The organism is Streptomyces netropsis (assembly GCF_014203545.1).
GTDB lineage: Bacteria > Actinomycetota > Actinomycetes > Streptomycetales > Streptomycetaceae > Streptomyces > Streptomyces netropsis.
In genome coordinates this window covers 214,661-240,957 of the sequence record NZ_JACHJG010000010.1, presented here as the reverse complement: position 1 = coordinate 240,957, position 26,297 = coordinate 214,661, and the positions used below count along the sequence as shown (strand labels likewise).

The window sequence follows — 26,297 nt, the reverse complement described above, 5'->3', positions numbered from 1 at the left end:
CCCCCTCACAGCTGGGACCAGGCGTGCTGGGTCAGCCCGTACTTCTTCGCGATCGGGTTCCACAGGGCCGCGGCCTTCTTCTTCGCGGCGGTCGCGTCGCCGCTCGCCTTGTCGCCGGCGGCGCTCTCACGGGTCGGGCGGGCGTGGCCCTTGACGCAACCGTGCTTGCCGTCGACCTGCTTGGCCCACTTCGCGTAGTGGCTGTCCGCCGAGGCGGACGACTGCCAGGCCTTCTTCAGCTGCTCCGACAGCTCCGCGTGGTCGGGCAGCTTGTCGATCGGCGTCCGGCCGAGCCGGGTCACCAGGCCGTTGCGCTGGTTCGCGGCCGCACGCAGATCGCTCGCGGACGAGTCGAGGTTCTTGCAACTCTTGGTGGAGTCCACGGCCTTGATGACCGACTCCCGGCTGTTGTTGCTGTCCTTGAGCAGTGCGTCCAGCGCCTTCGCCTGGGCCAGCGCCGGGTCGGCGGACGGGGACGGCGGCGGGCTCGTCTTCTTGTCGTCGTCCTTCGGCGGCTCGCTGGGGGCCGTGCTCGCGGAGGTGTTCTGTTTGTCGCTGTTGTCCTCGCCGCCTCCGCCGCTGAGCAACGCGCCCGCGCCGAGGCCGGCGACCGCACAGGCCGCCACGACCGCGCCGATCAGCACGGCCGGGGACTTCTTGCGCCGGGCCGGCGGGTCGTACGGCTCGTAGGGCTCGGGGGCCTGGTGCGCCTCGTGGGGCGCCCGCCGACCGGGGCCGCCCGGGCCCTGGTGGGACGGCACGGGCCCGTGGCCGGACGGCGGTGGCTGCTTGCGGATGGGCGCCTGGACGGGCGGCAGCTGCGCCGTCGGCTCGGCCGCGCGGAACAGCCCGTCGAACTCGGCCGGCGGCGGCCGCTCCGCCTGGCCCGGCCGCATCGCGAAGACCGGCGGTCCGCCGGCGGCCGGATCGGCGGGACCCGCGGCCGGTGCCGGGGACTGGGCGGAGACGGGCGGCAGATGACGGGTGGCGTCGGAGTCCGCCGGGGCGGGCGGCTGCGGGGACAGCAACTGCGTGGCCTCCGCGGCCGATTCGGCGGCGTGCCGCCCGTAGGACTGCCCCTCCCGGTCGGTGCCCGCCGGACCGGACAGGCCGGTGCCGGATATGCCGCCGGGTATCCCGCCGCCCACCGGCGGCAGGTACTGGGTCGCCTCGGACGGCGAGTCGGGCGAGCCTCCCGGCTCCAGGTACTCGGGGGTCACGGCCGCGGGATCGGCCGCCCCGCGCGCGAAGGACGCGGTCGGCGTGGACGTGCCGGGCAGGGAACCGGTGCCCATGGACGGCAGGTACTGCGTCGCCTCCGACACCGAGTCGCCGGCACCGGGGGCGGGGCCGTCGGCGGCCACCGGCGGCAGGTACTGCGTGGCCTCGGACACCGAGTCCGAGGCCGGCTGTGTGAAGGGCGCGGGCGGGACCGGGGCGCCGGGGATGGGGCTGTTGCCCACGGGCGGCAGATACTGCGTCGCCTCGGAGACCGAATCGCCCCCGGGCATCGGGCCCGCCGCCACGGGCGGCAGGTACTGGGTGGCCTCGGAGCCCCCGGGGCCCGGCGATGTGCCCGGGGCGTGGGCGGGCGGCGGCGGCACGCTCAGAAAGGCCTCGGTGATCTGCGTGACCGGCATGGGCTGCGGAGCCTGCCGGGGCGGTTGAGCCGGCGAGGTCTGCGGTGCCTGCTGAGGACGCTCCGGAGGCAGGGGTGCGCGCTGCGCGTCGGCGCTCCAGGGCTCGCCCCAGGACTGGTCCGATGCCGCGTTCTGCTCCCGGTCGGCCGACCACGGCGCGCCATGGCTCCTGCGCGAGGGCAGCACGACGCCTTCGTGCACGGGCTGCGCGGGCGGGGCCGCAGGGAACTGCGGCTCGTCCCCCTGTCCGCTCTGCGTCACCGGGACTCCTCAAGCTGTACGGGACTGACTCGAACCGGCGGCACACGCTACCCGTTCGCACTGGCGGTCGGCCATGCACCGCCCGCCCAGCCCCGTACGACGCTCCTGTCACCCGGTCCGGTTCCGTACCGAACCCTGCCGGTCCCGCCCCTTCGGGCGGATCGCGCGGATCGCGCGGGTCGGTGCCGGGCCCGCCCGGTCACGTCCCCACGGCACCAAGCCCTCCCCGTGCCGGTGCCATGGGTCGTGACTCCCCTCCGATCGGCGGCGCCCGTACGACCACTCGTGATCCGCGCGTCCCCTGTTCTTTATGCGGTTATTCCTTATGCGGTTTTCCTTATGGGGCCGCGGTCCCCCTAGGCCGCCTGCACCTCCAACCTGGCCCCGAACTCCCGCACCACGGACTCCTCCCGGTACGGCGCCAGGCGCTGCTGGAAGTCCTCCAGGTACTCCGCGCCCCGGTTCGAACGCAGCGAGCCGAGGAGTTCCAGGGCACGGGTGCCCGTGGCGCAGGCCTCTTCCACCTCACGCTGCTGGACGTGGGCGGTGGCCAGCAGCAACAGACCGATGGCACGGCGACGGACGCGGCCCTCGGGGTGACCGGCGACGGCCGCCTCCGCCTGCCGGCGGGCCGGCTCGGCCTGGCCGAGATCGCGGTGGCAGTGCGCCAGCTCGTCCGCGAGATAGGCCTGGTCGAAGTGGCGGATCCACGGCGGGTCGTCACCGGAGTCCCCCTCGCCGTCGGCCTGTTCGAGACAGGTCACCGCGCGGATCGCGACGGACTGGAAGGCCCGCGCGTCACCGAGCAGGGCGTGGCCGCGCGCCTCGGCCGCGCAGAACATCGCCTCGGCCCGCGGGGTGACCTGCCCCCGCGCCCCCTCCTGTGCGGCCTTCGCGAGCTGGGCGATCTCTCTGGGGTTGCCCAGCGACGCGGCGAGGTGACTCATGCTCGCGGCCAGGACGTAGCCGCCGTAGCCCCGGTCCCCGGCGGCCTGGGCCAGTCGCAGCGCCTGGATGTAGTAGCGCTGGGCAAGGCCCGGCTGGCCGGTGTCGACGGCCATGTATCCGGCGAGCTCCGTCAACCGGGCGACGGCCGCGAACAGTTCACGGCCGACCACCTCGCGGTACGAACCGGCCAGCAGCCCGGAGACGACGCTGTTGAGGTAGTGGACCACCACCGGGCGGACGTGCCCGCTGCCGTACCGGTGGTCGAGCTCCACGAGGGCGTCGGTCGTGGCCCGGACGGCCTCGACGTCGGAGACCCCGACCCGGGCGCCCGCGCTGCGCGCGACCTGCGCGTCGGCGCTGGTGATCAGCCAGTCCCGGCTGGGCTCGACGAGCGCGGAGGACGCCACGGACGTGCCGCTGAGGAAGTCCCGGCGGCCCACGTCACTGCGCCACAGCTCACAGACCTGCTCAATGGCGCCGAGCACGGTCGGGGAGAACTGGAGCCCGACGCCGGAGGCCAGGTTCTTTCCGTTGGCCATGCCGATCTCGTCGATCGTCACCGTGCGGCCCAGCTTGCGGCCGAGCGCCTCGGCGATGATCGCCGGGGCGCGGCCCCGCGGCTGCTGGCCGCGCAGCCAACGGGCTACGGACGTTTTGTCGTACCGAAGGTCGAGACCGTGCTCGGCGCCGCACATATTGACCCGGCGCGCCAGACCGGCGTTGGAACAGCCTGCTTCCTGAATGAGCGCCTGCAACCGTTCGTTCGGCTGCCGCGCCACGAGTGGCCGTGCGGCCATGCTGTACCCCCTGAAACTGCTATGCCTTCGCGACGGCTGCCGCGAAGCGCGGAGAAGCTGAGCCAGCTGTGAACGCGTTCTCCTGTGATCTTTGCCCCCTGGTGTCCGGAGAATGCGGGACTTGCCGGTAATGACCGGCAATTGCGGTAATGACGCGGTGACATCTGCGGTACGGGAAACGGTGACGACCGCGTCCGCGACCGCCAGGCAGGTGGCTACCCCTTCGCGGCGGCGAACCCGCGCCTGCGCCCCCGTGCATGCTCCCGTGCGCCCCATATGCATGGCCGGGGTCCGGCGAGGAGGCCGTGTCCGAGCCGTAACCCCTGGTGACAAGGGGAGTTGTGATGAACGTGGAAAAGACCATCGGAGTAGGAGCCCCGCTTATCCCCCAACAACGCGGCGAGCAGGTCCTCGACGCCGCGGTTCGGTACGCGGAAGAGCGGCACTGGGACGTATTCGCCGGGACCTGGCTGGAAGTCGACGCGGGCAGGGAACGCTGCTCGTGCGGCGACCTCGACTGCCCCTCGCCCGGCGCGCATCCGGCCCGTCCCGACTGGGCCACCCAGGCCACCGGCAGCGCGGTCGCCGCGCGCCGGATGTGGGCGAAACAGCCCAACTCCTCGGTTCTGCTCCCGACCGGCCGTACCTTCGACGCGCTCGACGTACCCGAGAGCGCCGGCTGTCTGGCGCTCGCCCGCATGGAGCGGATGGAGATCCAGCTCGGGCCGATCACCTCCACCCCGCACCGCAGGATGCTGTTCTTCGTCCTGCCCGGCGGCGCCCTGAAGGTCGCCGACCTGGCCCGGAAGCTGGGCTGGCCGCCCTCCTCCCTCGACCTGGTCGCGCGCGGCGAGGGCGACTACGTGGTCGCGCCGCCGACCCGGATGGGCGCACGCGGCGCGGTCCAGTGGGCCCGCCAGCCCACCGCCGCCAACCGCTGGCTCCCCGACGCGGAAGAGCTGGTCAGCGCCCTCGCCTACGCGTGCGGCCGCGAGACCGCGGACGCCCGCGGACGCTGACGGGACCGCTCCGCGGCAGCCGTAGCGACTGCGAACGGCTGCCCTTGCCGTGACCGGCGGCGCATCAGGCGAACGGCCCTGCGGGCCGTATCCGCCGCCAACAGGAGCTCAGCCACGTCAAGCCCGCTGGGGGCACCTCCCAGCGGTAGCTGGGGGAGTTTGAGGACGCGCCCGCAGGGCGCCTGCCGCCGCAGGCGGCCGGATGGCCTGGTCGGCCGAGGATCCGCCGGCCAGGCGAGAGGCGCTCGCCGCCGCAGGGGGCAAAGGGCTGTCCCGGGCGTGTACCCCCGTCTCACACCCGGGACAGCGGAACGGCGCCGACCGTCGGCATCGGCACGGCCCCGGTGGCGCCGTCGTCGGAAGCCCAGGCCACGTAGCCGTCGGGCCGTACGAGCAGGCTCTCCTGCCGCGCGTCGGTGCGCCTGACGGTGATGACGTCCGGCTCGCGCTCCCCCACCGGGTCCCGGGGAGCCGCGCCGCGCGGGAGGACCCGGACGTAGCGGCCGGCGCGCAGCGCTTCGTAGAGCCGCGTGGGCCCGTCGGGGACCTCGACCAGGGGCAGGTCGGGGGCGCGGGTCCCGGTGAGGGGGTGGGCGCCGGGCGGCGCGGGGTAGCGGATGCCAAGGCCGGAGACGAGCAGCGCGGGGCGGCGGGTCACCCGCGGCACGTGCTGGATGACGACGGCCGCGCCGCGCCGCAGCCCCCGCACGACCGTCGAACCGGTCAGCGCCATCCGCAGGATGGCCCCGCTGAGGCGCAGGACCAGGGCGCCCACCGGGTGCCGCTCGTCCTGGTAGGTGTCGAGGAGGGCGTCGTCGGCGCGCCCGGCCAGCACGGCGGCGAGCTTCCAGCCGAGGTTGGCGGCGTCCTGCATCCCGGCGTTCATCCCCATGCCGCCGGCGGGCGAGTGGACGTGCGCGGCGTCGCCCGCGAGGAAGACCCGCCCGTCGCGGTAGCGCGGCACCTGGCGTTCGTCGCTGTGGAAGCGCGAGGTCCAGCGGGCGTCGTGGGCGCCGAAGTCCGTCCCGAACGCGGCCCGGGTGACGGCCCGCAGGTCGTCGAGCTCGACGGGCGCGTCGGCGGGCAGGTCGCTGCCGCGCTCCCAGGCGATGATGCGGTACCAGCCGTCCCCGAAGGGGAGGACGAGGGAGAAGCCCTCGGCGACGCTGTTGAAGGCGGGCGTCTCGCGGGGAGGGGCGGCGAGGCGCACGTCGGCGAGCATGACGGACCGCAGGACGGACTTGCCGGGGAAGGGGATCCCGAGCGTCTGTCGCACGGTGCTGTGCACACCGTCCGCGCCGACGACGTAGCGGGCGCGGAGGGTCGTCGTCCCGCCGTCGTCGGGGGCATCGCCGGAGGGCTCACCGGCGGTGTGCGTCCGGACGTCCACGTCGACGCCGTCCGCGTCCTGTCGCAGGCCGACGACCTCGGCGCCGCGCCGGATCTCGGCACCGAGCTTGACGGCCCGCGCCTCCAGGACCCGCTCGGTCTCGTACTGCGGGGTCATGAGGACACCGGGAAAGCGGCTCGGCAGTCCGGACAGGTCGAGCCTGGCCTTGCCGAAGAGCCGTGCGGAGGAGATGAAGACGCCGGTGGCGAGCAGCTCTTCGGCGACCGAACGCGCGTCCAGCATCTCCAGGGTCCGCGCGTGGACGGCGAAGGCCCGGGTGAGGTTCGACTCCCGCGCCCGCCGCTCCAGCAGCACGACCCGCACCCCGGCGGCGGCGAGATCGCCGGCCAGCAGGAGCCCGGTGGGTCCGGCGCCGATGACGAGGACGTCGGCGGTGGGATCGATGCGAGAAGTCATGGCAACTCCAGGTGTCTCGGTCCTTCCAGTGCACACCCGGGGCGGGGATTATGTCAACGGTCGTTGAATTAATTCCGGCCATGGCGATCCGCGCCGTGGGACGGAGGGGAAAACGGAGGGGACAGAGGCCGGGAGAGGGCGCGTCTCGGCCGGTTTCGGCGAGCCGCCCGCCCCTCCCGGCGCCGCTCAGACCGGCAGGACCGAGGCGAGGAACGGCTCGACCACCCGGCGCCAGCCGTCGGGCTGGTCGTAGTGGACGAGGTGGCCCGCGTCCGGCACCTCGGCATAGACACCGCGCGGCAGGACGCGGACCATCTCCTGGGCCTCGGCACGGCCCAGCTCGCCGTCGAGACCGCGCACGACGAGGGCCGGGCACTCGACGAGCGCCAGCTCCTCCCAATGCGCGTCGTGGACGTAGGTCTCCCGGGCGAGGAGCATCTGACGGCGGGAGAACAGCGGACGCCAGCCGTCCACGCGCTCGGCCGCCACCTCGGCGTAGAAGTCGCCGCGGGCCGGATTGGGCCGCTCCAGCGTGGGGTCGTCCTCGCCGAACCACTTCCGGACGTCCGCGAGCGTGGCGAACGGCACCGGCCAGGACCTGAACCACTCGCCCCACTCCCGCTGCGTCGCCGCGCCGAGCGCGGAGGCCCGCATGTCGCAGACGACCAGGGCGCGGACGAGGTCGGGGCGGCGGGCGGCCAGCTGCCAGGCCGTGAGGGCACCCATGGCGTGCCCGACGAGGGTGACGGGGCCCAGCCCCAGCTCCTCGACGGCCGCCTCGGCGTCGGCCACGTAGGCCTCGCGGGTGTACGGACCCTCGGCGGGCTTCTCGCTGCGCCCGTGCCCCCGCTGGTCAAGGGCGACCGCGCGGTGGCGCGTGGAGAGCCAACGGGCGGTCTCCGCCCAGTGGGAGGCCCGGCCCATCAGGCCGTGGAGCAGCAGGACGCCGCTCGGCCCGCCGCCGCCGAACGGCCCGCCCGCCTTCGGCGGGTCGGCGAACTCCCAGGCCGCCAGCCGCACTCCGCCGCTTCCGCTCACGTCGATACGCCGCACCATGAGTCCTGACACCCCCACTTCTCCCCCGAGCAGCCCCACTTTATAGAACTTGCATTCGAACGAACCGTTATCGCGCGCAACACCCCTCGTTCGAGTGACCATGCAGCAGGATTGGCCGCCCGCACCCAGGGGAGACATCGATCTGGGCGCGGACCGCTCGGGGAAGAAGGTCCGCGAGGCGCACCCTGGGAGCTCGGGGCTCCGGGTCGCCGCGGGGGAGCACGGGGAGGTGGGGCCCCGGCGACCTGAAAAGTCGCCGGGGCCCTTGTCACGGCCGTCACGACGACGCTCACGCCGACTGACACCACGACAGATGCCACGGCAGGTGCCACGACGGGCACCGGGGTGCCACGTGGTGGCCGTGCGGCCCGCTGGCCCCATCGAGCCCCTCCCCAGGTCGGTGGCGCGTGGGCATATGCGTCAGCGCCAGCGTGGCATGCCGAGGGGCCGGGCGTATCGATTCCGCGGACTCCGGCCGGAATCAAGGGAGTTGACCAACAGGCCGCCCTGTCCGCCTGCGGCGGCGAGCGCCCTGCGGGCGCGTCCTCAAACGCCGGACGGGCTTGATGTGGCCGAGCCCAGCCGCCAAGCCCGTCCGGCGTTCGAGGACACAGCACAGCAGCCCGCTGGGGGCACCTCCCAGCGGGAGCTGGGGGGAGCTTGAGGACACCACCACGCAGCGGGGGTGCAGACCGCCACGGCCCGCAGGGCCCACGCCTGGACAGGCTTGATGTGGCTGAGCCCAGGCGATCACAGCCCGTCCGGCGCTTGAGGACACCACCACGCAGCGGGGGTGCAGACCGCCACGGCCCGCAGGGTCCCTCTCACCTGATCCGCCGGAAGGGCTACCGCTTGGCGACGAAGACGTGCGCGGCGATGTCCGCCTCGAGCTCCGCGGCCTCGCCACCGCTGCCGACCAGGACGCCGCCGGCCGACTCGGTCACGCTGACCACCGCGCCCGGCTGGACGCCCGCGCGCCGCAGTGTGTACATCAGCTGGGCGTCCGTCTGGATCGGCTCGCCGATGCGCCGGACGACGACCGTCTTGCCCTCGGCGCCCGGCTCCAGGTCCATCAGGCTGACCATGCCGGCGTTGAGGAACGGATCGGCCTCGGCCTTCTCGCCCAGCTCCTCCAGGCCCGGGATGGGGTTGCCGTAGGGCGACTCGGTCGGGTGGCGCAGCAGCTCCAGCACGCGGCGCTCCACCGCCTCGCTCATCACGTGCTCCCAGCGGCACGCCTCGGCGTGCACCTGCTCCCACTCCAGGCCGATCACGTCGACCAGCAGGCACTCGGCCAGCCGGTGCTTGCGCATGACGCGGGTGGCCAGCCGACGGCCCTCCTCGGTCAGCTCCAGGTGGCGGTCACCGGCGACCGAGACCAGGCCGTCCCGCTCCATGCGGGCCACGGTCTGGCTCACCGTCGGGCCGCTCTGGTCGAGCCGCTCGGCGATGCGGGCGCGCATGGGGACCACGCCTTCCTCTTCCAGCTCGAGGATGGTGCGGAGATACATCTCCGTGGTGTCGATCAGTCCGGACATGTGTGCCCCTCGATATGTCGTGCGCTGGCCCTGGACTCAATTCTGACGCATACCACTGACAACGGTGCCGCGTACGGCGTCGGCGCGGACGCCGTATTGACAGGGCGCTGGTCAAGACCGCAACGTGATCCGCGCCACGAGCGTACGCACCGACCGTGCGCATCCCCCAGGCACCACCGGATTCCGAGCTAAGGAGCCCCGCAGCGATGAGCGAGAACAAGCTGGCCGGGCAGTTCTTCGACGCCGCGATCGGGCTGCTCCAGCGGGCTCGCGACGAGGAGGCCGACCACATCACCGCCGCCGGGGCCATGCTCGCCGACACGGTGGTGGACGGCGGCCGGCTCTTCGTCTTCGGTGCCGGGCACTCCTCCCTCCCCGCCCAGGACGTCGTCTACCGGGCGGGCGGCCTCGCTCTGATGAACCTGCTCGCCGTCCCGGGCGCCGTCGGCATCGACGTCATGCCCGCGACCCTCGGCAGCGCGCTGGAGCGGGTGAACGGCCTGGCCGGCGCGGTCCTGGACTCCAGCCCCGTACAGCCCGGCGACGTCCTGATCGTCGTCTCGCTGTCCGGCCGCAACTCCCTGCCCGTGGAGATGGCCATGAACGCCCGCGCCCTGGGCCTGAAGGTCATCGGCGTCACCTCCCTCGCGTACGCCGAGCAGACCAGGTCACGGCACGTCTCGGGCACCTTCCTCAAGGACCACTGCGACCTCGTCATCGACAGCAAGATCCCGCCCGGTGACGCGGAGCTGACCGCCGACGGCATCGCCGCCCCCTTCGCCCCGGCCTCCACCGTCGTCACCAGCGCCCTGCTGCAGGCCGTCGTCGCGACGGCCGCGGGTGAGCTGGCCGCCCGGGGCATCGACCCGCCCATGCTGCGCTCGGGGAACGTGGACGGCGGCCACGAGTGGAACGGCCGGGTGATGGCCGAGTACGGGGACCGCATCTTCTTCCGCCATTAGCCGTTCCGGCGGATCAGATGACATCTCAAGGCCGTGCCGTCCCCGCACCACCGCTGCGCGGCGGTTGTCCTCAATCGCCGGACGGGCTGGTTTTGGCCGAGGCCAGCCCAAACCAGCCCCTGGGGGTACCTCCCAGCGGTGGCTGGGGGAGATTGAGGACGCGCCCGCAGGGCGCCCACCACCGCAGGCGGCACAGCTGATCTCAGCCGACAGGCTTCCCGCACCAGTCGACGGTTCCGGCTTCCGCCTCCGCTTTCGCCGCCGCTTCGGCCGTCGTCGCCAGGTCGATCGACGCGGCCACCCGCGAGGCGACGTCCTCCGCGTAGGTCGCGTCCGCGCGGTCGAACGGGCGGCGGGAGGGCCCGCGCAGGAAGGTGACCGCCCCCAGCGTGCGGCCCCGGCTGCGCAGGACCGTGGCCAGGGCGTGTTCGGTGCCGTCCGGCCACTTGCGGGCCGGCGCCCAGCCGTCCGTACGGTCCGAGCCCGCCCGGACCGAACCGCAGCGCTCGACCGCCTGCAACGCCGGGTGACCGTCCGCATAGGGCACCGGCAGCCCGCTCAGCGCCGCCGCCGGGCACGGTCCCGGCGCCCCGGCGGGCGTCGCGGCGGCCCGCAGCAGCCGGACGGGCCCCTCCGGGGCCGCCACCGGCTTCGGCAGCAGATCGATCACGGCGTGGTCGGCGAAGCCCGCGAGGGCGAAGTCCATGTAGAGCGCCGCGCCCTCCGTCGGGTCCTCGCACTCCGCGACCGCCCGCCCCGCACGGTGCAGCTGATTGCCCCTGAACCGCAGCCGCGCGCTCTCCTGCTCGGCCAGCCGCGTCTTCGTCACGTCCAGGAACAGCCACGCCACCCCCAGCGGCACGGGCTCCTCCGCGAGCGGGGACGCCAGCCGCAGGAAGCCGCTGCGCCAGCAGCGCCGCTCCGACGCCGCGCCGGTGGCGTCCCGCAGCGTCACCCACAGGTCCGTGGGCGCGGGCGGGGCACCGGCCGCCAGTACGTGCTGGAGGGCGCCCTCCAACTCCTCCACGCCCTGGTCCAGGAGATCGCCCAGCGGCCGGCCGAGCAGTGCCGTGCGGCCCGTGCGCAGCGCCCGTGCGGCGTGCGCGTTGGCGAGGGCCGGGCGCAGATCGGCGTCGACCAGCACCACGCCCCAGGACGCGTCCCCGAACAGCCCCTCGCTCAGCGCGATCGACCGCTCCAGATCGATCTGCGTGTGCACCTCGCTGAACGCGCAGTACGCGCCCGTCGGCGTGCCGTCCGCGCCGGGGACGGCCGAGGTCTGGATGCGGACGAGGACCCGGCCGCCGTCCTTGGTGAGCAGCGCGAACTCGTGCACCTGCCGCCCTGGTGCCTCCATCACGCCCAGCAGCCGCGCGGTGACCTCCTCGGCGTCCGCCGCGCGCACGGCCCAGCCGTCCAGGCCGTGCCGCCCTACGGCTTCCTCGGCCGACCAGCCCAGTATCCGCTCGGCCTCGCGGTTCCAGTGGGTGACCGTGCCGTCGGCGTCGAACGCGCACAGCGCGGCGTCCATGCCGTCGAGGAGCGCCGCGAGGAGGCCGGAGTCGTCGCTGCCGGCGGCGGCCTCGGCCCCCGTGCGGGTTCCGGGTCGGGCAGGGCCGGACGGGTGTGGAGCGGTCACGAGGTACCCCCTGCTGGACGCGTCTGCATGTCCTGCACGACGGGTCATTCAACTCGACCGTGCCCGGCACCACACCGTCTTCGGCGAAATCGGTGCCCACGGGAAATTCGCTTGTCGTCCGCGGGACCGTTTTTTAGGCTGGGGGCACACGAGAAGGGAGGTGGTTCGGGACATGATTTCAGTCCGGACGCGTGAGGTGACTGCGGGCTAGCGCCCGTCGTCGCGCACAGCGCAACGCCGGCCTTGCCGGCCAATCCCAAGCAGTCACCCGATCCGTGGGCCGCCGAGTCGTCCGCTCGGCACCGCCGCGCCGCCAGGCGCGCCGGTAACCGGCCCACGGATCGTCTGTGTTCGTCACGTCTCCCGTACCACTACGGGCAGAGCCGCTCGACCCGCCAGCCCGCTCCCCCGGCGGCCCGCACGTACCGGAGCCGGTCGTGCAGCCGGTTCTCCCGGCCCTGCCAGAACTCCACGGTCTCGGCCGTCACCCGGAAGCCGCCCCACCCCGTGGGCACCGGCACCGGCCCGCCCTCCGGGTACCGCGCCGCCAGCCGCTCGTACGCCTCGTCGATCTCGGCGCGCGAGGAGACCACCGTCGACTGGGCACTGGCCAGGGCGCCGAGCTGCGAGCCGTGCGGGCGGGAGCGGAAATAGGCGGCCGTCTCCTCGGGCCCGACCCGCTCGGCGGTGCCCGTGACGATGACCTGGCGGGCGATGGGGTGCCAGGGGAAGAGCAGCGAGACGTTCGGGTTGGCCGCCAGTTCGACGGCCTTGCGGGAGCCGTAGTTGGTGTAGAAGACGAAGCCGCGCTCGTCGTAGCTCTTCATCAGCACCGTCCGCGAGCTGGGCCGCCCGGCGGCGTCCGCGGTGGAGACGATCATCGCGTTGGGCTCGTGCAGCCCGGCGGCGACCGTCTCCCCGAACCAGTGCGCGAACTGCCCGTACGGGCTGTCGGCGAGGTCCGTCTCCAGGAGTCCGCCGAAGCGGTACTGCGCGCGCATCGCGGCGGGGTCGAGATCATCGGCGTGGGACACGCGGACATCTTGCAACACCGGCCGCCCGCGGGGATACGGCGCACAGGAGCGAAAACGCGGCCGAAGCAGCTCATCCTCCCCCGTGCCGGCGTCCCGTAACCCTGCCGCGGGCGAAACCCGCACTGTGCCGGACATCACCCTTCCCCGCATCCGGGGAACCCACCAAAATCACTGGGCAGGAAGCTGTGGCACCCACACACCACCGGCTATCGTGTCCGGCCTGAGCGGACCCTGCTTCCCATCGAAGCCCGGTGCGCCGGCCGGGCGGGTACCGGGCGAAGAACCGGGCATCGAGCCGGGTGAAGAACAGCCGCACGGGGCATGACCGGGTTGACCGAATCGGACCGCGAGCCGCGCCGAGCAGCCGCGTAACCGCTTCGGGGCCGCCAACAGCAGCCGTAGGAGCAGTGACGGCCACCACCGTGGTCGGCAGCCGCTTGTCACACATCATGAGGAGCCGCCTGATGTCCGACTTCGTACCCGGACTCGAGGGAGTCGTCGCGTTCGAGACGGAGATCGCCGAACCCGACAAGGAAGGCGGCTCTCTCCGCTACCGAGGCGTCGACATCGAGGACTTGGTGGGCCAGGTGTCCTTCGGGAACGTCTGGGGACTGCTGGTCGACGGCTCGTTCAACCCCGGGCTGCCGCCCGCCGAGCCGTTCCCGATCCCCGTCCACTCGGGCGACATCCGGGTCGACGTCCAGTCGGCGCTCGCGATGCTCGCGCCCGTCTGGGGCCTGAAGCCGCTCCTCGACATCGACGAGGCCACGGCGCGCGACAACCTCGCCCGGGCCGCGGTGATGGCGCTGTCCTACGTCGCCCAGTCGGCGCGCGGCCAGGGCCTGCCGATGGTGCCGCAGAAGGAGATCGACAAGGCGGAGACCGTCGTCGAGCGCTTCATGAAGCGCTGGCGCGGCGAGCCGGACCCCAAGCACGTCAAGGCCGTCGACGCCTATTGGACCTCCGCGGCGGAACACGGCATGAACGCCTCCACGTTCACCGCCCGCGTCATCGCCTCGACGGGCGCGGACGTGGCGGCGGCCCTGTCGGGTGCGGTCGGCGCGATGTCCGGCCCGCTGCACGGCGGAGCGCCGTCCCGCGTCCTCGGCATGATCGAGGAGATCGAACGCACCGGCGACGCCACGGCCTACGTCAAGCAGGCCCTGGACCGCGGCGAGCGCCTCATGGGCTTCGGCCACCGCGTCTACCGCGCCGAGGACCCCCGCGCCCGCGTCCTGCGCCGCACGGCCAAGGAGCTCGCCGCACCGCGCTTCGAGGTCGCGGAGGCCCTGGAGAAGGCCGCCCTGGAGGAGCTCCACAACCGCCGCCCCGACCGTGTCCTGGCCACGAACGTCGAGTTCTGGGCGGCCATCGTCCTGGACTTCGCGGAGGTCCCGGCGCACATGTTCACGTCGATGTTCACCTGCGCCCGCACGGCGGGCTGGAGCGCGCACATCCTCGAACAGAAGCGCACGGGCCGCCTGGTCCGCCCGTCGGCCCGCTATGTGGGGCCGGGGTCACGGGATCCGCGAGAGGTCGCGGGCTACGAGGACATCGCGGGCTGACGCCCGAGGGTTTCGCCACGGCCCGCCCCCAGCCGGGGGCGGGCCGCGTCCGTCAGCGCAGCACCCCGTCCAGGATCCGCGCCCACTGCTCCACCACCCGCTCCCGCCGCGCCGAGTCGTCCGTCAGCAGATCGGCGAGCCCCAGGCCGCGCGCCATGTCCAGCAGGCCCTGCACGGTCTCGCGCACCCCCGGGCACCCCTCGTCCGCACCCAGCAGCTCCACCGCCATCCGGTGCGACTCCCGCCCGACGCGCGCCTCCAGGTCCGTCACCCGGGGCCGCAACTGCTCCTCGTGCGCGGCCGCCGCCCACAGCTGGAGCGCCGCACGGAACAGCGGTCCGGTGTAGAGGCCCACCAGCGCGCCGACCACCGCCCGCGTACGGTCCGGGCCACCCCGCGGCATCAGCGTCCGCAGCGCCGCCGAACGCTCCTCGGCGACGTACTCCACCGCCGCCGTGAACAGGTCCTCCCGCGTGGGGAAATGATGCTGCGCCGCACCCCGCGACACCCCGGCCCGCTCGGCGACCACCGCCACCGTCGACCCCGCCCACCCGTACTCCGCCAGGCACGCGATGGCCGCTTCCAGCAGGCGCTGCCGGGTGGCCCGGCTGCGGTCCTGCTTGGGCGCGCTCACCGTGCCCATTCGGGGTCCCGCCGCTCCAGGAACGCCGTCATGCCCTCCCGCGCCTCCGCCGACGCGAACAGCCGCGCCGACTGCTCGGCCAGCGCCCGGGTGTCGCGGTCGAAGGCCCGTAGCACCTCCGCCGTCACCAGCCGCTTGGACTCGGCGAGCCCCTGCGGCGCAGCCCGGCGCAGCCCGGCGAGCACGGGAGCGAGCACCTCGTCCGGGTCCCCGGCCAGGGTGATCAGCCCGATCCGGGCCGCCTCCTCGGCGTCGAACCGCTCGCCCGTCAGGTAGTAGCGGGCGGCGGCCCGCGCGTCCAGGCGCGGCAGCAGCGGCAGCGAGATGACGGCGGGCGCGAGCCCGAGCCGCGCCTCGGTGAACGCGAACGACGCGCCCTCCCCCGCCGCCGCGATGTCGCACGCCCCCAACAGCCCGAGCCCCCCGGCCCGCACGTGCCCCGTGACCCGGGCGACGACCGGCTTCGGCAGTTCCACCACCGAACGCAACAGCCGCGCCAGCCCGAGCGGGGCCGTCGCGTCCGACCCGGCCTCATTCAGGTCGGCGCCCGCACAGAAGGTGTTGCCGGTGTGCGTCAGGAGCACGGCACGCGTGTCCGCGTCCTCGGCCGCCCCCGCGAGACCCTCGTGCAGTTCGCCCACGAGCCGGGCCGAGAGGGCGTTCCGGTTGTGCGGGGAATCCAGGGTCAGGGTGGTGATGCCGTGCTCGTGCGAGCGGCGAACCAACATCCGCGAATCACCTTTCCTCAGTACGACTTGGGCAGGCCCAGCGTCTGATGCGAGACGTAGTTGAGAATCATCTCCCGGCTGACGGGAGCCACACGCGCCACCCTCGCCGCGGTGATCAGCGAGGCCAGACCGTACTCCGACGTCAGACCGTTGCCACCGAGGGTGTGCACCGCCTGGTCGACGGCGTGGACGGCGGCCTCCCCGGCCGCGTACTTCGCCATGTTGGCGGCCTCGCCCGCACCGGCGTCGTCGCCCGCGTCGTACAACGAGGCGGCCTTCTGCGTCATCAACCGGGCCAGTTCCAGCTCGATGTGCGCCTGCGCCAGCGGGTGCGCGATCGCCTGGTGGGCACCGATCGGCCGGTCCCACACCGCACGGGTACGGGCGTAGTCGACGGCCCGCGTCACGGCGTACCGGCCCATCCCGATAGCGAACGCGGCCGTCATGACGCGCTCGGGGTTGAGCCCGGCGAACAGTTGCAGCAGACCCGCGTCCTCGTCGCCGACGAGCGCGTCGGCGGGCAGTCGCACCTCGTCCAGCACCAGCTCGAACTGCTTCTCCGGCGCGGCGAGTTCCATGGCGATCCGCCGCCGCGAGAACCCGGGCGCGTCACGCCCGACGATGAACAGACAGGGCTTGAGCCTGCCGGTCCGGGCGTCCTCGGTCCGCCCGACAACAAGGGTCGCATCAGCGATATCGACACCGGAAACAAAGACCTTGCGGCCGGTGAGAATCCAGTCGTCACCATCCCTACGCGCGGTCGTGGTCAGCCGGTGGGAGTTGGACCCGGCGTCCGGCTCGGTGATCCCGAAGGCCATCTTCGTCGTACCGGCCGCGAGCCCCGGCAGCCAGGCGCGCTTCTGCGCGTCCGTACCGAAACGGGCGATCACCGTGCCACAGATGGCGGGCGAGACGACCATCATCAGCAGCGGACACCCACAAGCACCCAACTCCTCCAGCACAATGGCGAGTTCGGTGATGCCACCGCCCCCGCCACCGAACTCCTCGGGAAGGTTCACCCCGAGGTAACCGAGCTTGCCGGCCTCGGCCCACAGCTCGTCGGTGTGCTTGCCGTCGCGTACGACGGAGGTGAAGTACTCCCGCCCGTAGCGCCCGCCCAGGGCGGCGACGGCGGCGCGCAGATCGTGGTGTTCCTCGGTCTCGACGATGGCATGGCTCATGGCGTGGTCTCCTCGGTGGTGACGACGGCGAGCAGGGCTCCGACCTCGACCTGACGACCGGGGACGGCGTGCAGAGCGGTGAGCGTGCCGTCGGCGGGCGAGACGACGCGATGCTCCATCTTCATCGCCTCCAACCACATCAACGGCTGCCCGGCCCGTACGGGCTTCCCCACGGCGATCCCGTCCGCGACCCGCACGACGGTGCCGGGCATGGGGGCGAGCAACGAGCCGGGCGAAGTGCGGGTGGTGGGGTCGGGAAAACGAGGAAGGACGGCGAGGGCGAAGGAACCGAGGGAGGAATCGACGTGGACGTCCCCACCGGAATAACAGGCAACCTCGAAGCCGCGCCGAACCCCACCCACTTCAAGAACAACGAACGAGGGCGCGGCGGACACCAGCCGAACCTCGTCGAACCCCTCCGCGACGAGCCCGCCCCGCCCGAGCCGATACCGGATCTCGACCTCGTCGTCCCCAGCGCGATAGCGCTTGGCCTGCGGCTGGGAGGGCACGTTGCGCCAGCCGCCGAACCGCGACGGCGAGGAGGCCGCGTCGGCAAGGGCAGCGGCCAGGGCCGCAAGCCGAATACCCCCTGCCTCGTCGGCATCGGTCAACTCGGCGAGATGCCGATCGTAGAACCCGGTGTCCATCTCCCCGGCCAGGAACTCCGGGTGCCGGAGGGACCGTACGAGCAACGAGCGGTTGGTCACGGGCCCGTGGATGCGGGCCCGCTCCAGCTCGTAGGCGAGGCGCCGAACAGCCTCGGCGCGCGTCGGGGCCCAAGCTATGACTTTGGCGAGCATGGGGTCGTAATGAACACCGACGACGTCACCGTCATCGACGCCGGAATCGACACGCAGCCCGGCGGACAAGGCACCACGGGAGGTGACGGGGTCGCAGGGGTGGGGGTCCGGGACGCTGACGTGTATTTGCGGGCCCAATGTCGGGGCACCAGAAGGATTCCGGCCCACGGGCCCGTAAATATACGGTCCCGGACCCCCACCCCGGAGGCCCCGGCGCCGTACCCCGAACGCACCGGCCTCCGCATCCGCACCGGCCCCCACCGACAGCCGGTGCACCACACCCGCCCAAGGCCGCCACGACCGCGCCGGATCCTCCGCGTACAGCCGAGCCGACACCGCATGCCCCACCGGCGAAGGCGGCGCGCCCAGCGCGTACCCCTCCGCAACCCGGATCTGGAGCGCCACCAGGTCCACCCCGTACACGCACTCCGTCACCGGGTGCTCCACCTGCAGCCGGGTGTTCATCTCCAGAAAATAGGCCCGCCCACCCGGTGCCACCAGAAACTCAACCGTCCCGGCCCCCCGGTAGTCGACCGCCGAGGCCGCCGCGACAGCGGCATCCCGCAACGTGTCACGCAGCGAGACGCTCAGCCCCGGCGCCGGCGCCTCCTCCACCACCTTCTGGTGCCGGCGCTGAAGCGAGCAGTCACGCGTTCCCAAGGCCCACACCGTCCCGTGCGCGTCGGCGAGGATCTGCACCTCCACATGCCGCCCGCCCTCCACGTACGGCTCGACGAACACCGAGCCGTCGCCGAACGCGGCAACCGCCTCGGCCCGCGCAGAGGCCACCTCATCGGCGAGAGCAGCGAGATCGCGCACGACACGCATCCCCCGCCCACCCCCACCGGCCGAGGCCTTCACCAGCACCGGCAGGTCCCCGGCCGTCACCACCGCAGGGTCCACGGAGGACAGCAACGGCACCCCAGCCGCCCCCATCAGCGACTTCGCCCGTGTCTTCGACGCCATCGCCGAGATCGCCGACGGTGGAGGCCCGATCCACACCAGCCCCGCGTCGGTCACCGCCGTCGCGAACCCGGCGTCCTCGGACAGGAAGCCGTACCCGGGGTGCACCGCGTCCGCCCCCGCCGCGAGGGCGGCCCGGACCACCAGCTCGCCCCGCAGATACGTATCGGCCGGCGCCGACCCCGGCAGCCGGACGGCGATGTCCGCCTCACGGACGTGCGCGGCGGACGCGTCGGCGTCGGAGTACACGGCCACCGTGCCGATGCCGAGCGACCGGCAGGTACGGAAGACACGACGGGCGATCTCGCCACGGTTGGCGACGAGCACAGAGCGGATCACGGGCACGAAACCTCACATCCGGAAGACGCCGAAGCCACCGCGCGCACCCTCGACGGGTGCCGTGTGGATCGCGGACAGGCACAGCCCCAGCACGGTCCGCGTGTCACGCGGGTCGATGACCCCGTCGTCGTACAGCCGCCCGGACAGGAACATCGGCAGGGACTCCGATTCGATCTGCGCCTCGACCACGGCCCGCAGCCCGGCGTCGGCCTCCTCGTCGTACGGCTGCCCCTTCGCGGCGGCGGAGGCGCGCGCGACGATCGACAGGACCCCGGCGAGCTGCTGCGGCCCCATGACGGCGGACTTGGCGCTGGGCCACGCGAAGAGGAAGCGCGGGTCGTAGGCCCGCCCGCACATCCCGTAGTGCCCGGCCCCGTAGGAGGCGCCCATGAGGACGGACAGGTGCGGCACGCGCGAGTTCGACACCGCGTTGATCATCATCGCGCCGTGCTTGATGATGCCGCCCTGCTCGTAGTCGCGGCCGACCATGTAGCCGGTGGTGTTGTGGAGGAAGACCAGGGGAATGTCCCGCTGGTTGGCGAGCTGGATGAACTGCGCGGCTTTCTGCGACTCCGCGCTGAAGAGGACGCCCTGGGCGTTGGCCAGCACGCCCACCGGGTAGCCGTGCAGGCGCGCCCATCCGGTCGCCAGGCTGGTCCCGTAGAGGGGTTTGAACTCGTCGAAGTCCGAGCCGTCCACGATCCGGGCGACGACCTCGCGGGGATCGAACGGCACCTTGAGATCACCGGGAACGACCCCGAGGAGCTCGCCCTCGTCGAACCGAGGGGGCTCGATCAAAGGCCCCGGATCGGGATGCGCCTTGCGCCAGTTCAGCCGAGCCACCACCCGCCGCGCCTGCCGCAGCGCGTCGGGCTCGTCGACGGCGAAGTAGTCGGCGAGGCCCGAGACGCGGGCGTGCATGTCCGCGCCGCCGAGCGATTCGTCGTCGGACTCCTCGCCGGTCGCCATCTTCACCAGCGGCGGCCCGCCCAGGAAGACCTTCGCCCGGTCCTTGACCATGATCACGTGGTCGGACATCCCGGGCACGTACGCACCGCCCGCCGTCGAGTTCCCGAACACCACCGCGACCGTCGGGATCCCGGCGGCGGACAGCCGCGTCAGGTCCCGGAACAGCGCGCCGCCGGGGATGAAGATCTCCTTCTGGCTGGGCAGGTCCGCACCGCCGGACTCGACGAGGCTGACGCACGGGAGCCGGTTGGCGTAGGCGATCTCGTTGGCGCGCAGGGCCTTCTTGAGCGTCCAGGGGTTGCTGGCGCCGCCGCGTACGGTCGGGTCGTTGGCCGTGACGAGGCACTCGACGCCTTCGATGACGCCGATGCCGGTGACGAGGGACGCGCCGACGGCGTGGTCGCTGCCCCAGGCGGCGAGGGGGGACAGCTCCAGGAAGGGCGTGTCGGGGTCCAGGAGCAGTTCGATGCGTTCGCGCGCGAGGAGCTTGCCGCGCGCGCGGTGCCGGGCGGCGTACTTCTCACCGCCCCCGGCGACGGCCCGGGCGTGCGCGGCGTCGAGCTCGGCCAGCTTGGCCAGCATCGCCTCGCGGTTGGCCGTGTACTCGGGGCTCGACGGGTCGAGCCCGGACGCCAGCAGGGTCACAGCAGCACCTCCGGTATCTCCAGATGGCGGGAGCGCAGCCATTCGCCCACCGCTTTGGCCTGCGGGTCGAAGCGCGCCTGGGAGGCGACGCCGTCACCGAGCAGCCCGTCGACGGTGAAGTTGAGGGCGCGGAGGTTCGGCAGAAGGTGCCGCTCGACGGCGAACCCGGCGGTCTCCGGGAGGAGTTCGACGAACCGCGCCACGGTCAGCTCATGGGCGAGCCACCGCCAGGCGTCGTCGGTGCGCACCCACACGCCGACGTTCGCGCTGCCGCCCTTGTCGCCGCTGCGGGCCCCGGCGACGAGCCCGAGGGGGGCACGCCGGGTGGGGCCGGCGGGGAGAGGAGGGGGGAGCGGCCCTTCGGTGGGCACGGGCGCAGGGGCTCCGGCCGGTGACGGCGGCAGGACGGGGACGCACGTGCCGTCCGGGAGGACGGCGGTGTGCGGTACGTCGCCCGCGTCCACGTACGCCGCCTGGAAGACGCCGTAGGGCGCGCCCTTGCCGGGCGGGGCGGTGACGTGGAAGCCGGGGTATCCGGAGAGGGCCAACTCGACGGCGGCGGCGCTGACGGCACGGCCCACGGCCTCCGGGGCCGGGTCGCGCACGACGAGCCGCAGCAGCGCGCTCGCCTCCTCCTGTACGGGCGCGTCGGCCCGGTCCGTACGGGCAAGGGTCCACCGGACCTCGGCCGGCCGGGCCTTCGCGAAGACGGCCTCGAACTGCTCGCGCACCAGCCGCGCCTTGGCCTCGACGTCGAGGCCGGTCAGCACGAACACGACCTCGTTGCGGAAGCCGCCCATCCGGGTCAGCCCGACCTTGAGCGTCGGCGGCGGGGCCTCGCCGCGCACCCCGGAGATCCGTACCCGGTCCGGGCCGTCGGGGGTCAGCCGGACGGTGTCCAGCCGGGCCGTCACGTCGGGCCCGGGGTAGCGCGGGCCCGATGTCTCGTACAGCAGCTGCGCGGTGACCGTGCCGACGGTGACGGCACCGCCGGTGCCGGGGTGCTTGGTGATGACGGCCGAGCCGTCGGCGTGGATCTCGGCGAGGGGAAAGCCGGGGTGACGGACGTCGTGCTCGTGGAAGAAGGAGTAGTTGCCGCCGGTGGCCTGCGCGCCGCATTCGAGTACGTGCCCGGCGACGACCGCGCCCGCGAGGGGGTCGAGGTCGGCGGCGGTCCAGCCGAAGTGGGCGGTGGCCGGCCCGGTGACCAGCGCGGCGTCGGTGACGCGGCCGGTCACGACGACGTCGGCGCCGGCCCGCAGACACGCGGCGATCCCGGCACCGCCCAGATAGGCGTTGGCGGTGAGCACGCCCGCACCCCAGTCGCGCTCCCCCAGCAGATCGTCCCCGGCGACGTGCGCGACCCGGACGGGCACGCCGACGCGTTCCGCCAGCTCGCCGATCCGCCGGGCGAGGCCGGCGGGGTTGAGCCCGCCCGCATTGGTGACGATCTTGACGCCTCGGTCGGCGGCCAGCCCGAGCCCCTCCTCCAGCTGTGCGAGGAAGGTCTTCGCGTAGCCGAGGCCGGGGTCCTTCAGCCGGTCGCGGCCGAGGATGAGCATGGTGAGTTCGGCGAGGTAGTCACCGGTCAGCACGTCGAGGGGGCCATCGGTCAGCATCTCGCGCAGGGCGTCGAAGCGGTCGCCGTAGAAGCCGGAGGCGTTGCCGACGACGAGGGGGCGCGGAGCGGTCATCGGTCACCCCCCTCGGGCTCGCGGCCCGCGCCCGGCGGGCCCGCGAAGGCCTGGGCGACGTCCAGCCAGCGGTCCGCGTCGGGGCCGGTCGCCCGGAGGGCGAGGTCGGCGCGGTGGGCGCGCTGGGTGGCCAGCAGACAGAAGTCCAGGGCGGGGCCGGTGACGCGCTGGGCCGCGTCGTCCGGCCCGTACGTCCACAGGGTCCGCCCGTCGGGGGCGAGGAGCTCGACGCGGAATTCCTCCGTCGGCACCGGGAGTCCGCGCACCGCGTACGCGTAGTCCCGGGCCCGCACCCCCATCCGTGCCACGTGCCACAGCCGGTCCGTCGGTACGCGCCGGGCGCCCAGCGCGTCGGCGACGTCCTGGCCGTGCGCCCAGGTCTCCATCAGCCGGCCGGTCGCCATGGAGGTGGTGCTCATGGCCGTCCCGTACCAGGGCAGCTTGGCCGCCGTCGGCATCGCCGCCAGCCCCCGGGCCAGCGCCGCGCGCCCGGTGCGCCACCGTGCCAGCAGCGCGTCGGGCGGCTCCTCGGCCCCGGCCCGCGCGCCCTCGTCGACGAAGGTCTCCGGCGAGGCGAGGGCCTTCTCGGCCTCCCGGGCGAAGCCCTCGGGGTCGGTGGCGGACTGTGCGGCCCGCTCGTCGGTCCAGGCCAGGTGTGCGATCTGGTGTGCGACGGTCCATCCGGGGGCTGGTGTCGCCCGCTGCCAGTCCTCGGCGGTCAGCCCGCCCACCAGCGCGTCCAGCTCCTCGCCTTCCGCCCGCAGGTCCGCGAGTACGTTCGCGAGCACTTCCGCCGGGTCGACCACGCCGCGCTCCCATCGAAGGGTATGTCCGTGCGTTTGTCCGTGCAGACCGGGCGAGTTGACGAATCATCGAACGATCCGGTGCGCCCGGTCAGAGCGTGGCAGCGGTCAAAGAAACAAGCAAGCGTGCTTGCATTATTTTCGGCCAGGACCGCCGTTGGGCTGGCGCCGCCGCCGTGGCGGGGGTCGCCGCAGCGGCGAGGGCCACCATCGCGACCAGGCCACCGACGCGACCGGGCCGTCGGCCACGACCGGGACTGTCGTCGTGGCCGGGGTCGCTGCCGTGGCGAGGGGCCACCCTCGTGACCGGGACCGCCTCAGCGGCCAGGTCCACCCTCGCGGCGGGGACCGTCGCCTTGCGCCCGCGCGCCGAGCGCCTCCGCGAGGGCCTCCGCCAGATGGCGGCCGCGCCGCCCGGCGAGCTGTTCGAGCTGCGTGCGGCAGGAGAACCCGTCCGCCAGCACCTCCGCCCCTTCGGGCGCCTCCCGTACCGAGGGCAGCAGTTGTTCCTCCGCGCAGGCGACCGACACGTCGTAGTGCCCCCGCTCGAACCCGAAGTTCCCGGCCAGACCGCAGCAGCCACCGCTCAACCCGCCGGTCAGGCCGACGCGTTCCCGCAGGCGCCGCTCGGCCGCGTCGCCCAGCACCGCGTGCTGGTGGCAGTGCGTCTGGCCGACCACGGGCCGGTCGAGGCGCGGGGGCTCCCAGTCGGGGGCGCGCTCCTCGATGACCTGGGCGAAGGTCTTCACGGCCGAGGCCAGGCGTGCCGCACGCGGATCGTCGGGCAGCAGCTCCGGCAGGTCGGTGCGGAGTGCGGCCGTACAGCTCGGCTCCAGGCCGACGACGGGCAGTCCGGCGGCGAGGGCGGGTGCCATCACGTCGAGCGTCCGGCGCATGACGGCCCGGGCGCGGCCCAATTGCCCGGTCGAGACCCACGTCAGCCCGCAGCACACCGCCTTCGGCGGGACGACGACGCGCAGCCCGGCGGCCTCCAGCACGGCGACGGCCGACCTGCCGACGGCCGGGGAGAAGTGCTCGGTGAAGGTGTCGGGCCACAGCACGACGGTGCGCTCACGCACGGGCTCCGGGCCATGGGCCGCCGCCAGCGGCCCCCGCGCCCGCCACCACCGGGTGAACGTTTCCGGAGCGAGCTCCGGGAGCGCCCGTTCCGCAGCGATGCCCCCGGCGCGCTTGGCGAGGGCAGCCAACGGACCGACGCGGGCCACCGCGTTGACCACCGGGGCGATCCGGGCGGCCGTCACCGTCCGGAGCCACACCGGCAGCCATCCCATGGCGTAGTGTCCGGCGGGTCGTAGCCGGCCCGCGTAGTGGTGGTGGAGGAACTCCGCCTTGTGCGTGGCCATGTCCACCCCCACCGGGCAGTCGCTGCGGCACCCCTTGCACGACAGGCACAGGTCGAGGGCCTCCCGCACCTCCTCCGAGCGCCAGCCGTCCGTGACCACTCCGCCCCGTTCGCCCGCGAGCATTTCGTGCAGCAGACGCGCGCGCCCGCGCGTGGAGTGCCGCTCCTCCCGCGTCACGCGGTACGACGGGCACATCACGCCCGTACCGGCCGACGTGTCACGGCACTTGGCCACCCCCACGCACCGACGTACCGCCGCCGTGAAGTCCCCGCCGTCGTGCGGATAGCCGAACTCCACCGGCACCGGCCGCCTGGGCAGCACCGCGAAGCGCAGGTTCGCGTCCAGGCGGTGCGGGCGGGCGAGGATGCCGGGGTTCAGACCGCCCGCCGGGTCCCACAGGTCCTTGACGCGCTCGAAGAGGGCCACCAGCTCCGGCCCGTACATCCGGGGCAGCAGCTCCGCCCGTGCCTGGCCGTCGCCGTGCTCGCCCGAGAGCGAGCCGCCGTGCGCGACGACCAGGTCGGCCAGGTCGACGGAGAACTCCCGGAAGCGGCGCACACCCGCCTCGCCGAGCAGATCGAAGTCGATGCGCACGTGCACGCAGCCGTCGCCGAAGTGCCCGTACGGCGCGCCGCGCAGCCCGTGGTGGGCCAACAGGGCCCGGAATTCCCGCAGATACCCACCGAGCCGGGCGGGTGGCACGGCGCAGTCCTCCCAGCCGGGCCAGGCCTCGCTGCCGTCGGGCATCCGGGTGGCGGTGCCGGCCGCGTCCTCCCGCACCCGCCACAGGGCGCGCTGCCCGCGCGGATCCGTGACGACGGTGTGCCCGGCCGCGCCGTCCGCGACCGCCGCCCGGCACAGCTCGGCGGCGCGGGCCGCCGCCTCGGCGGGCGTCGCCCCGCCGACCTCGACGAACAGCCACGCGCCGCCCTTCGGCAGCCCGGGCACGTCGCCCACCAGGTCGGCCGCCATGCCCTCGACGGTCAGCGGCCCGTACGGCAGCAGCAGGTGCGCCGCGTCCGCCGCGCCGCTCTCGTCGGCGTACCCCAGCACCGCCAGCGCCCGGGCGCCGGGCGTCTCCACGAGCCGGAGCGTCGCCTCCGTCAGCACCCCGAGCGTGCCCTCGCTCCCGGTGAACGCCCGCGCCACGTCGGTGCGCCGCTCGGGCAGCAGCGCGTCCAGCGCGTACCCGGAGATCCGCCGGGGCAGCTCGGGGAAACCGGTCCGCAGCCGTGCCAACTCACCGTCCACCAGGGCCCGCAGCCCGTCCGCCAGCCGTGGCGGCAGGCCGTCCCACCCCTGCCCGAGCCGGGCCCGTTCCCCGGCGTACGTGAGCACGTCCAGCGCGCGCACGTTGTCGGCGGTGGTCCCCCACGCCACGGAATGGGCACCGCACGCGTTGTTGCCGATCATCCCGCCGAGCGTGCAGCGGGCGTGCGTGGACGGGTCGGGCCCGAACGTCAGCCCGTGCGCGCCCGCCGCCGTCCGCAGCTCGTCGAGGACCACGCCGGGCTGCACGACGGCCGTACGGGCGTCCGGATCGATCCGGACGATCGCGTTCATGTGCCGGGTGAAGTCCAGCACCACCCCCACGCCCGTGGCCTGCCCGGCGATCGACGTCCCGGCACCGCGCGCCACCACCGGCACCCCGCGCTCCCGGCACACGGCGAGCGCGGCGGCGACGTCGGCGGCGTCCTTCGGGGCGACGACGCCGAGCGGGACGCGTCGGTAGTTCGAGGCGTCCATGGTCGTCAATGCACGTGCGGCGGCACCGAAGTCGACATCGCCACGGACAGAGGCACGCAGCGCCGCCGGCAGTCCATCGTGATCAGCCATGGGCTCAGCCTGCCCGAGAGGAACGCCGGGACACGGGACCGGACACCCCGTCCGTCTCTTTCACCT

At 73.6% G+C, this 26,297-nt stretch carries 18 protein-coding genes; 3 read left to right on the top strand and 15 right to left on the bottom strand.

What is annotated here, in order from left to right:
* Positions 1-5: 5 nt before the first annotated feature.
* Both FHS38_RS23670 and FHS38_RS23665 read right to left on the bottom strand, forming a co-directional pair.
* Entirely contained in the window at positions 6-1,901 is a 1,896-nt protein-coding gene (locus tag FHS38_RS23670) for a hypothetical protein (RefSeq protein WP_184736521.1), read from the bottom strand.
* Positions 1,902-2,257: 356 nt separating this feature from the next.
* Complete coding sequence (locus FHS38_RS23665; RefSeq protein ID WP_184736519.1) at positions 2,258-3,646, bottom strand: NsdA family TPR-like regulatory protein; 1,389 nt, start codon at positions 3,644-3,646, stop codon at positions 2,258-2,260.
* Positions 3,647-3,990: 344 nt separating this feature from the next.
* Here FHS38_RS23665 and FHS38_RS23660 point away from each other — a divergent pair, with 344 nt between their 5' ends.
* Positions 3,991-4,665: a bifunctional DNA primase/polymerase gene (locus tag FHS38_RS23660; RefSeq protein WP_130879418.1), complete on the top strand. Its 675-nt coding sequence runs from the start codon at positions 3,991-3,993 to the stop codon at positions 4,663-4,665.
* 292 nt (positions 4,666-4,957) lie between these two features.
* Here the strand turns inward: FHS38_RS23660 and FHS38_RS23655 are convergent, their stop codons facing one another.
* The 3 genes from FHS38_RS23655 to FHS38_RS23645 all read right to left on the bottom strand — a co-directional run bounded on the left by FHS38_RS23655 (position 4,958) and on the right by FHS38_RS23645 (position 9,066).
* Positions 4,958-6,472: an FAD-dependent monooxygenase gene (locus tag FHS38_RS23655; protein WP_184736517.1), complete on the bottom strand. Its 1,515-nt coding sequence runs from the start codon at positions 6,470-6,472 to the stop codon at positions 4,958-4,960.
* A gap of 186 nt (positions 6,473-6,658) precedes the next feature.
* Positions 6,659-7,528, bottom strand: coding sequence for an alpha/beta fold hydrolase (locus tag FHS38_RS23650; protein ID WP_184736667.1), 870 nt, complete (start codon positions 7,526-7,528; stop codon positions 6,659-6,661).
* Between the two features lie 845 nt (positions 7,529-8,373).
* Complete coding sequence (locus FHS38_RS23645; RefSeq protein WP_184736515.1) at positions 8,374-9,066, bottom strand: iron-dependent transcriptional repressor DtxR; 693 nt, start codon at positions 9,064-9,066, stop codon at positions 8,374-8,376.
* A gap of 206 nt (positions 9,067-9,272) precedes the next feature.
* Between FHS38_RS23645 and FHS38_RS23640 the strand changes: the two genes are divergently transcribed.
* Positions 9,273-10,028: an SIS domain-containing protein gene (locus tag FHS38_RS23640; protein ID WP_184736513.1), complete on the top strand. Its 756-nt coding sequence runs from the start codon at positions 9,273-9,275 to the stop codon at positions 10,026-10,028.
* A 202-nt stretch (positions 10,029-10,230) separates the two neighbouring features.
* Here FHS38_RS23640 and FHS38_RS23635 read toward each other — a convergent pair whose 3' ends face one another.
* Positions 10,231-11,715 carry a PAS domain-containing protein gene (locus FHS38_RS23635; RefSeq protein WP_184736511.1) on the bottom strand — a complete coding sequence of 495 codons (1,485 nt, stop codon included), beginning with the start codon at positions 11,713-11,715 and terminating at the stop codon, positions 10,231-10,233.
* Between the two features lie 323 nt (positions 11,716-12,038).
* Positions 12,039-12,668: a pyridoxamine 5'-phosphate oxidase gene (gene pdxH / locus FHS38_RS23630; RefSeq protein ID WP_184736665.1), complete on the bottom strand. Its 630-nt coding sequence runs from the start codon at positions 12,666-12,668 to the stop codon at positions 12,039-12,041.
* A gap of 497 nt (positions 12,669-13,165) precedes the next feature.
* On the opposite strand from pdxH, the gene FHS38_RS23625 reads away from it, so the two are divergent.
* Positions 13,166-14,266: a citrate synthase 2 gene (locus FHS38_RS23625; RefSeq protein WP_184736509.1), complete on the top strand. Its 1,101-nt coding sequence runs from the start codon at positions 13,166-13,168 to the stop codon at positions 14,264-14,266.
* A gap of 52 nt (positions 14,267-14,318) precedes the next feature.
* Here the strand turns inward: FHS38_RS23625 and FHS38_RS23620 are convergent, their stop codons facing one another.
* From FHS38_RS23620 to FHS38_RS23585, 8 genes are all read right to left on the bottom strand, one after another.
* A complete protein-coding gene (locus tag FHS38_RS23620) occupies positions 14,319-14,909 on the bottom strand; it encodes a TetR/AcrR family transcriptional regulator (RefSeq protein ID WP_184736507.1) in 591 nt (196 codons plus the stop codon).
* A complete protein-coding gene (locus FHS38_RS23615) occupies positions 14,897-15,637 on the bottom strand; it encodes an enoyl-CoA hydratase family protein (protein WP_184736505.1) in 741 nt (246 codons plus the stop codon). The genes FHS38_RS23620 and FHS38_RS23615 overlap by 13 nt, the downstream gene beginning before the upstream one ends.
* Before the next feature lie 17 nt (positions 15,638-15,654).
* Positions 15,655-16,818 (bottom strand): acyl-CoA dehydrogenase family protein, encoded by a 1,164-nt coding sequence (locus FHS38_RS23610; protein WP_184736503.1) that lies wholly within the window; start codon positions 16,816-16,818, stop codon positions 15,655-15,657.
* A complete protein-coding gene (locus FHS38_RS23605; protein ID WP_184736501.1) occupies positions 16,815-18,920 on the bottom strand; it encodes an ATP-binding protein in 2,106 nt (701 codons plus the stop codon). The genes FHS38_RS23610 and FHS38_RS23605 overlap by 4 nt, the downstream gene beginning before the upstream one ends.
* Positions 18,921-18,932: 12 nt before the next feature.
* Positions 18,933-20,534, bottom strand: a complete 1,602-nt coding sequence (locus FHS38_RS23600) for an acyl-CoA carboxylase subunit beta (protein ID WP_184736499.1) — start codon at positions 20,532-20,534, stop codon at positions 18,933-18,935.
* Complete coding sequence (locus tag FHS38_RS23595; protein ID WP_184736497.1) at positions 20,531-22,228, bottom strand: acyclic terpene utilization AtuA family protein; 1,698 nt, start codon at positions 22,226-22,228, stop codon at positions 20,531-20,533. The genes FHS38_RS23600 and FHS38_RS23595 overlap by 4 nt, the downstream gene beginning before the upstream one ends.
* Positions 22,225-23,034, bottom strand: a complete 810-nt coding sequence (locus tag FHS38_RS23590; RefSeq protein WP_184736495.1) for a TIGR03084 family metal-binding protein — start codon at positions 23,032-23,034, stop codon at positions 22,225-22,227. The genes FHS38_RS23595 and FHS38_RS23590 overlap by 4 nt, the downstream gene beginning before the upstream one ends.
* 314 nt (positions 23,035-23,348) lie before the next feature.
* Positions 23,349-26,231: an FAD-binding and (Fe-S)-binding domain-containing protein gene (locus tag FHS38_RS23585; RefSeq protein ID WP_184736493.1), complete on the bottom strand. Its 2,883-nt coding sequence runs from the start codon at positions 26,229-26,231 to the stop codon at positions 23,349-23,351.
* Positions 26,232-26,297 lie beyond the last annotated feature (66 nt).

Coding starts and splice junctions, on each gene's coding strand:
- FHS38_RS23665 (WP_184736519.1), bottom strand. CDS start 3,646: ATGGCCGCACGGCCACTCGTGGCGCGGCAGCCGAACGAACGGTTGCAG.
- FHS38_RS23660 (WP_130879418.1), top strand. CDS start 3,991: ATGAACGTGGAAAAGACCATCGGAGTAGGAGCCCCGCTTATCCCCCAA.
- FHS38_RS23655 (WP_184736517.1), bottom strand. CDS start 6,472: ATGACTTCTCGCATCGATCCCACCGCCGACGTCCTCGTCATCGGCGCC.
- FHS38_RS23650 (WP_184736667.1), bottom strand. CDS start 7,528: ATGGTGCGGCGTATCGACGTGAGCGGAAGCGGCGGAGTGCGGCTGGCG.
- FHS38_RS23645 (WP_184736515.1), bottom strand. CDS start 9,066: ATGTCCGGACTGATCGACACCACGGAGATGTATCTCCGCACCATCCTC.
- FHS38_RS23640 (WP_184736513.1), top strand. CDS start 9,273: ATGAGCGAGAACAAGCTGGCCGGGCAGTTCTTCGACGCCGCGATCGGG.
- FHS38_RS23635 (WP_184736511.1), bottom strand. CDS start 11,715: ATGACCCGTCGTGCAGGACATGCAGACGCGTCCAGCAGGGGGTACCTC.
- pdxH (WP_184736665.1), bottom strand. CDS start 12,668: ATGCGCGCGCAGTACCGCTTCGGCGGACTCCTGGAGACGGACCTCGCC.
- FHS38_RS23625 (WP_184736509.1), top strand. CDS start 13,166: ATGTCCGACTTCGTACCCGGACTCGAGGGAGTCGTCGCGTTCGAGACG.
- FHS38_RS23620 (WP_184736507.1), bottom strand. CDS start 14,909: ATGGGCACGGTGAGCGCGCCCAAGCAGGACCGCAGCCGGGCCACCCGG.
- FHS38_RS23615 (WP_184736505.1), bottom strand. CDS start 15,637: ATGTTGGTTCGCCGCTCGCACGAGCACGGCATCACCACCCTGACCCTG.
- FHS38_RS23610 (WP_184736503.1), bottom strand. CDS start 16,818: ATGAGCCATGCCATCGTCGAGACCGAGGAACACCACGATCTGCGCGCC.
- FHS38_RS23595 (WP_184736497.1), bottom strand. CDS start 22,228: ATGACCGCTCCGCGCCCCCTCGTCGTCGGCAACGCCTCCGGCTTCTAC.
- FHS38_RS23585 (WP_184736493.1), bottom strand. CDS start 26,231: ATGGCTGATCACGATGGACTGCCGGCGGCGCTGCGTGCCTCTGTCCGT.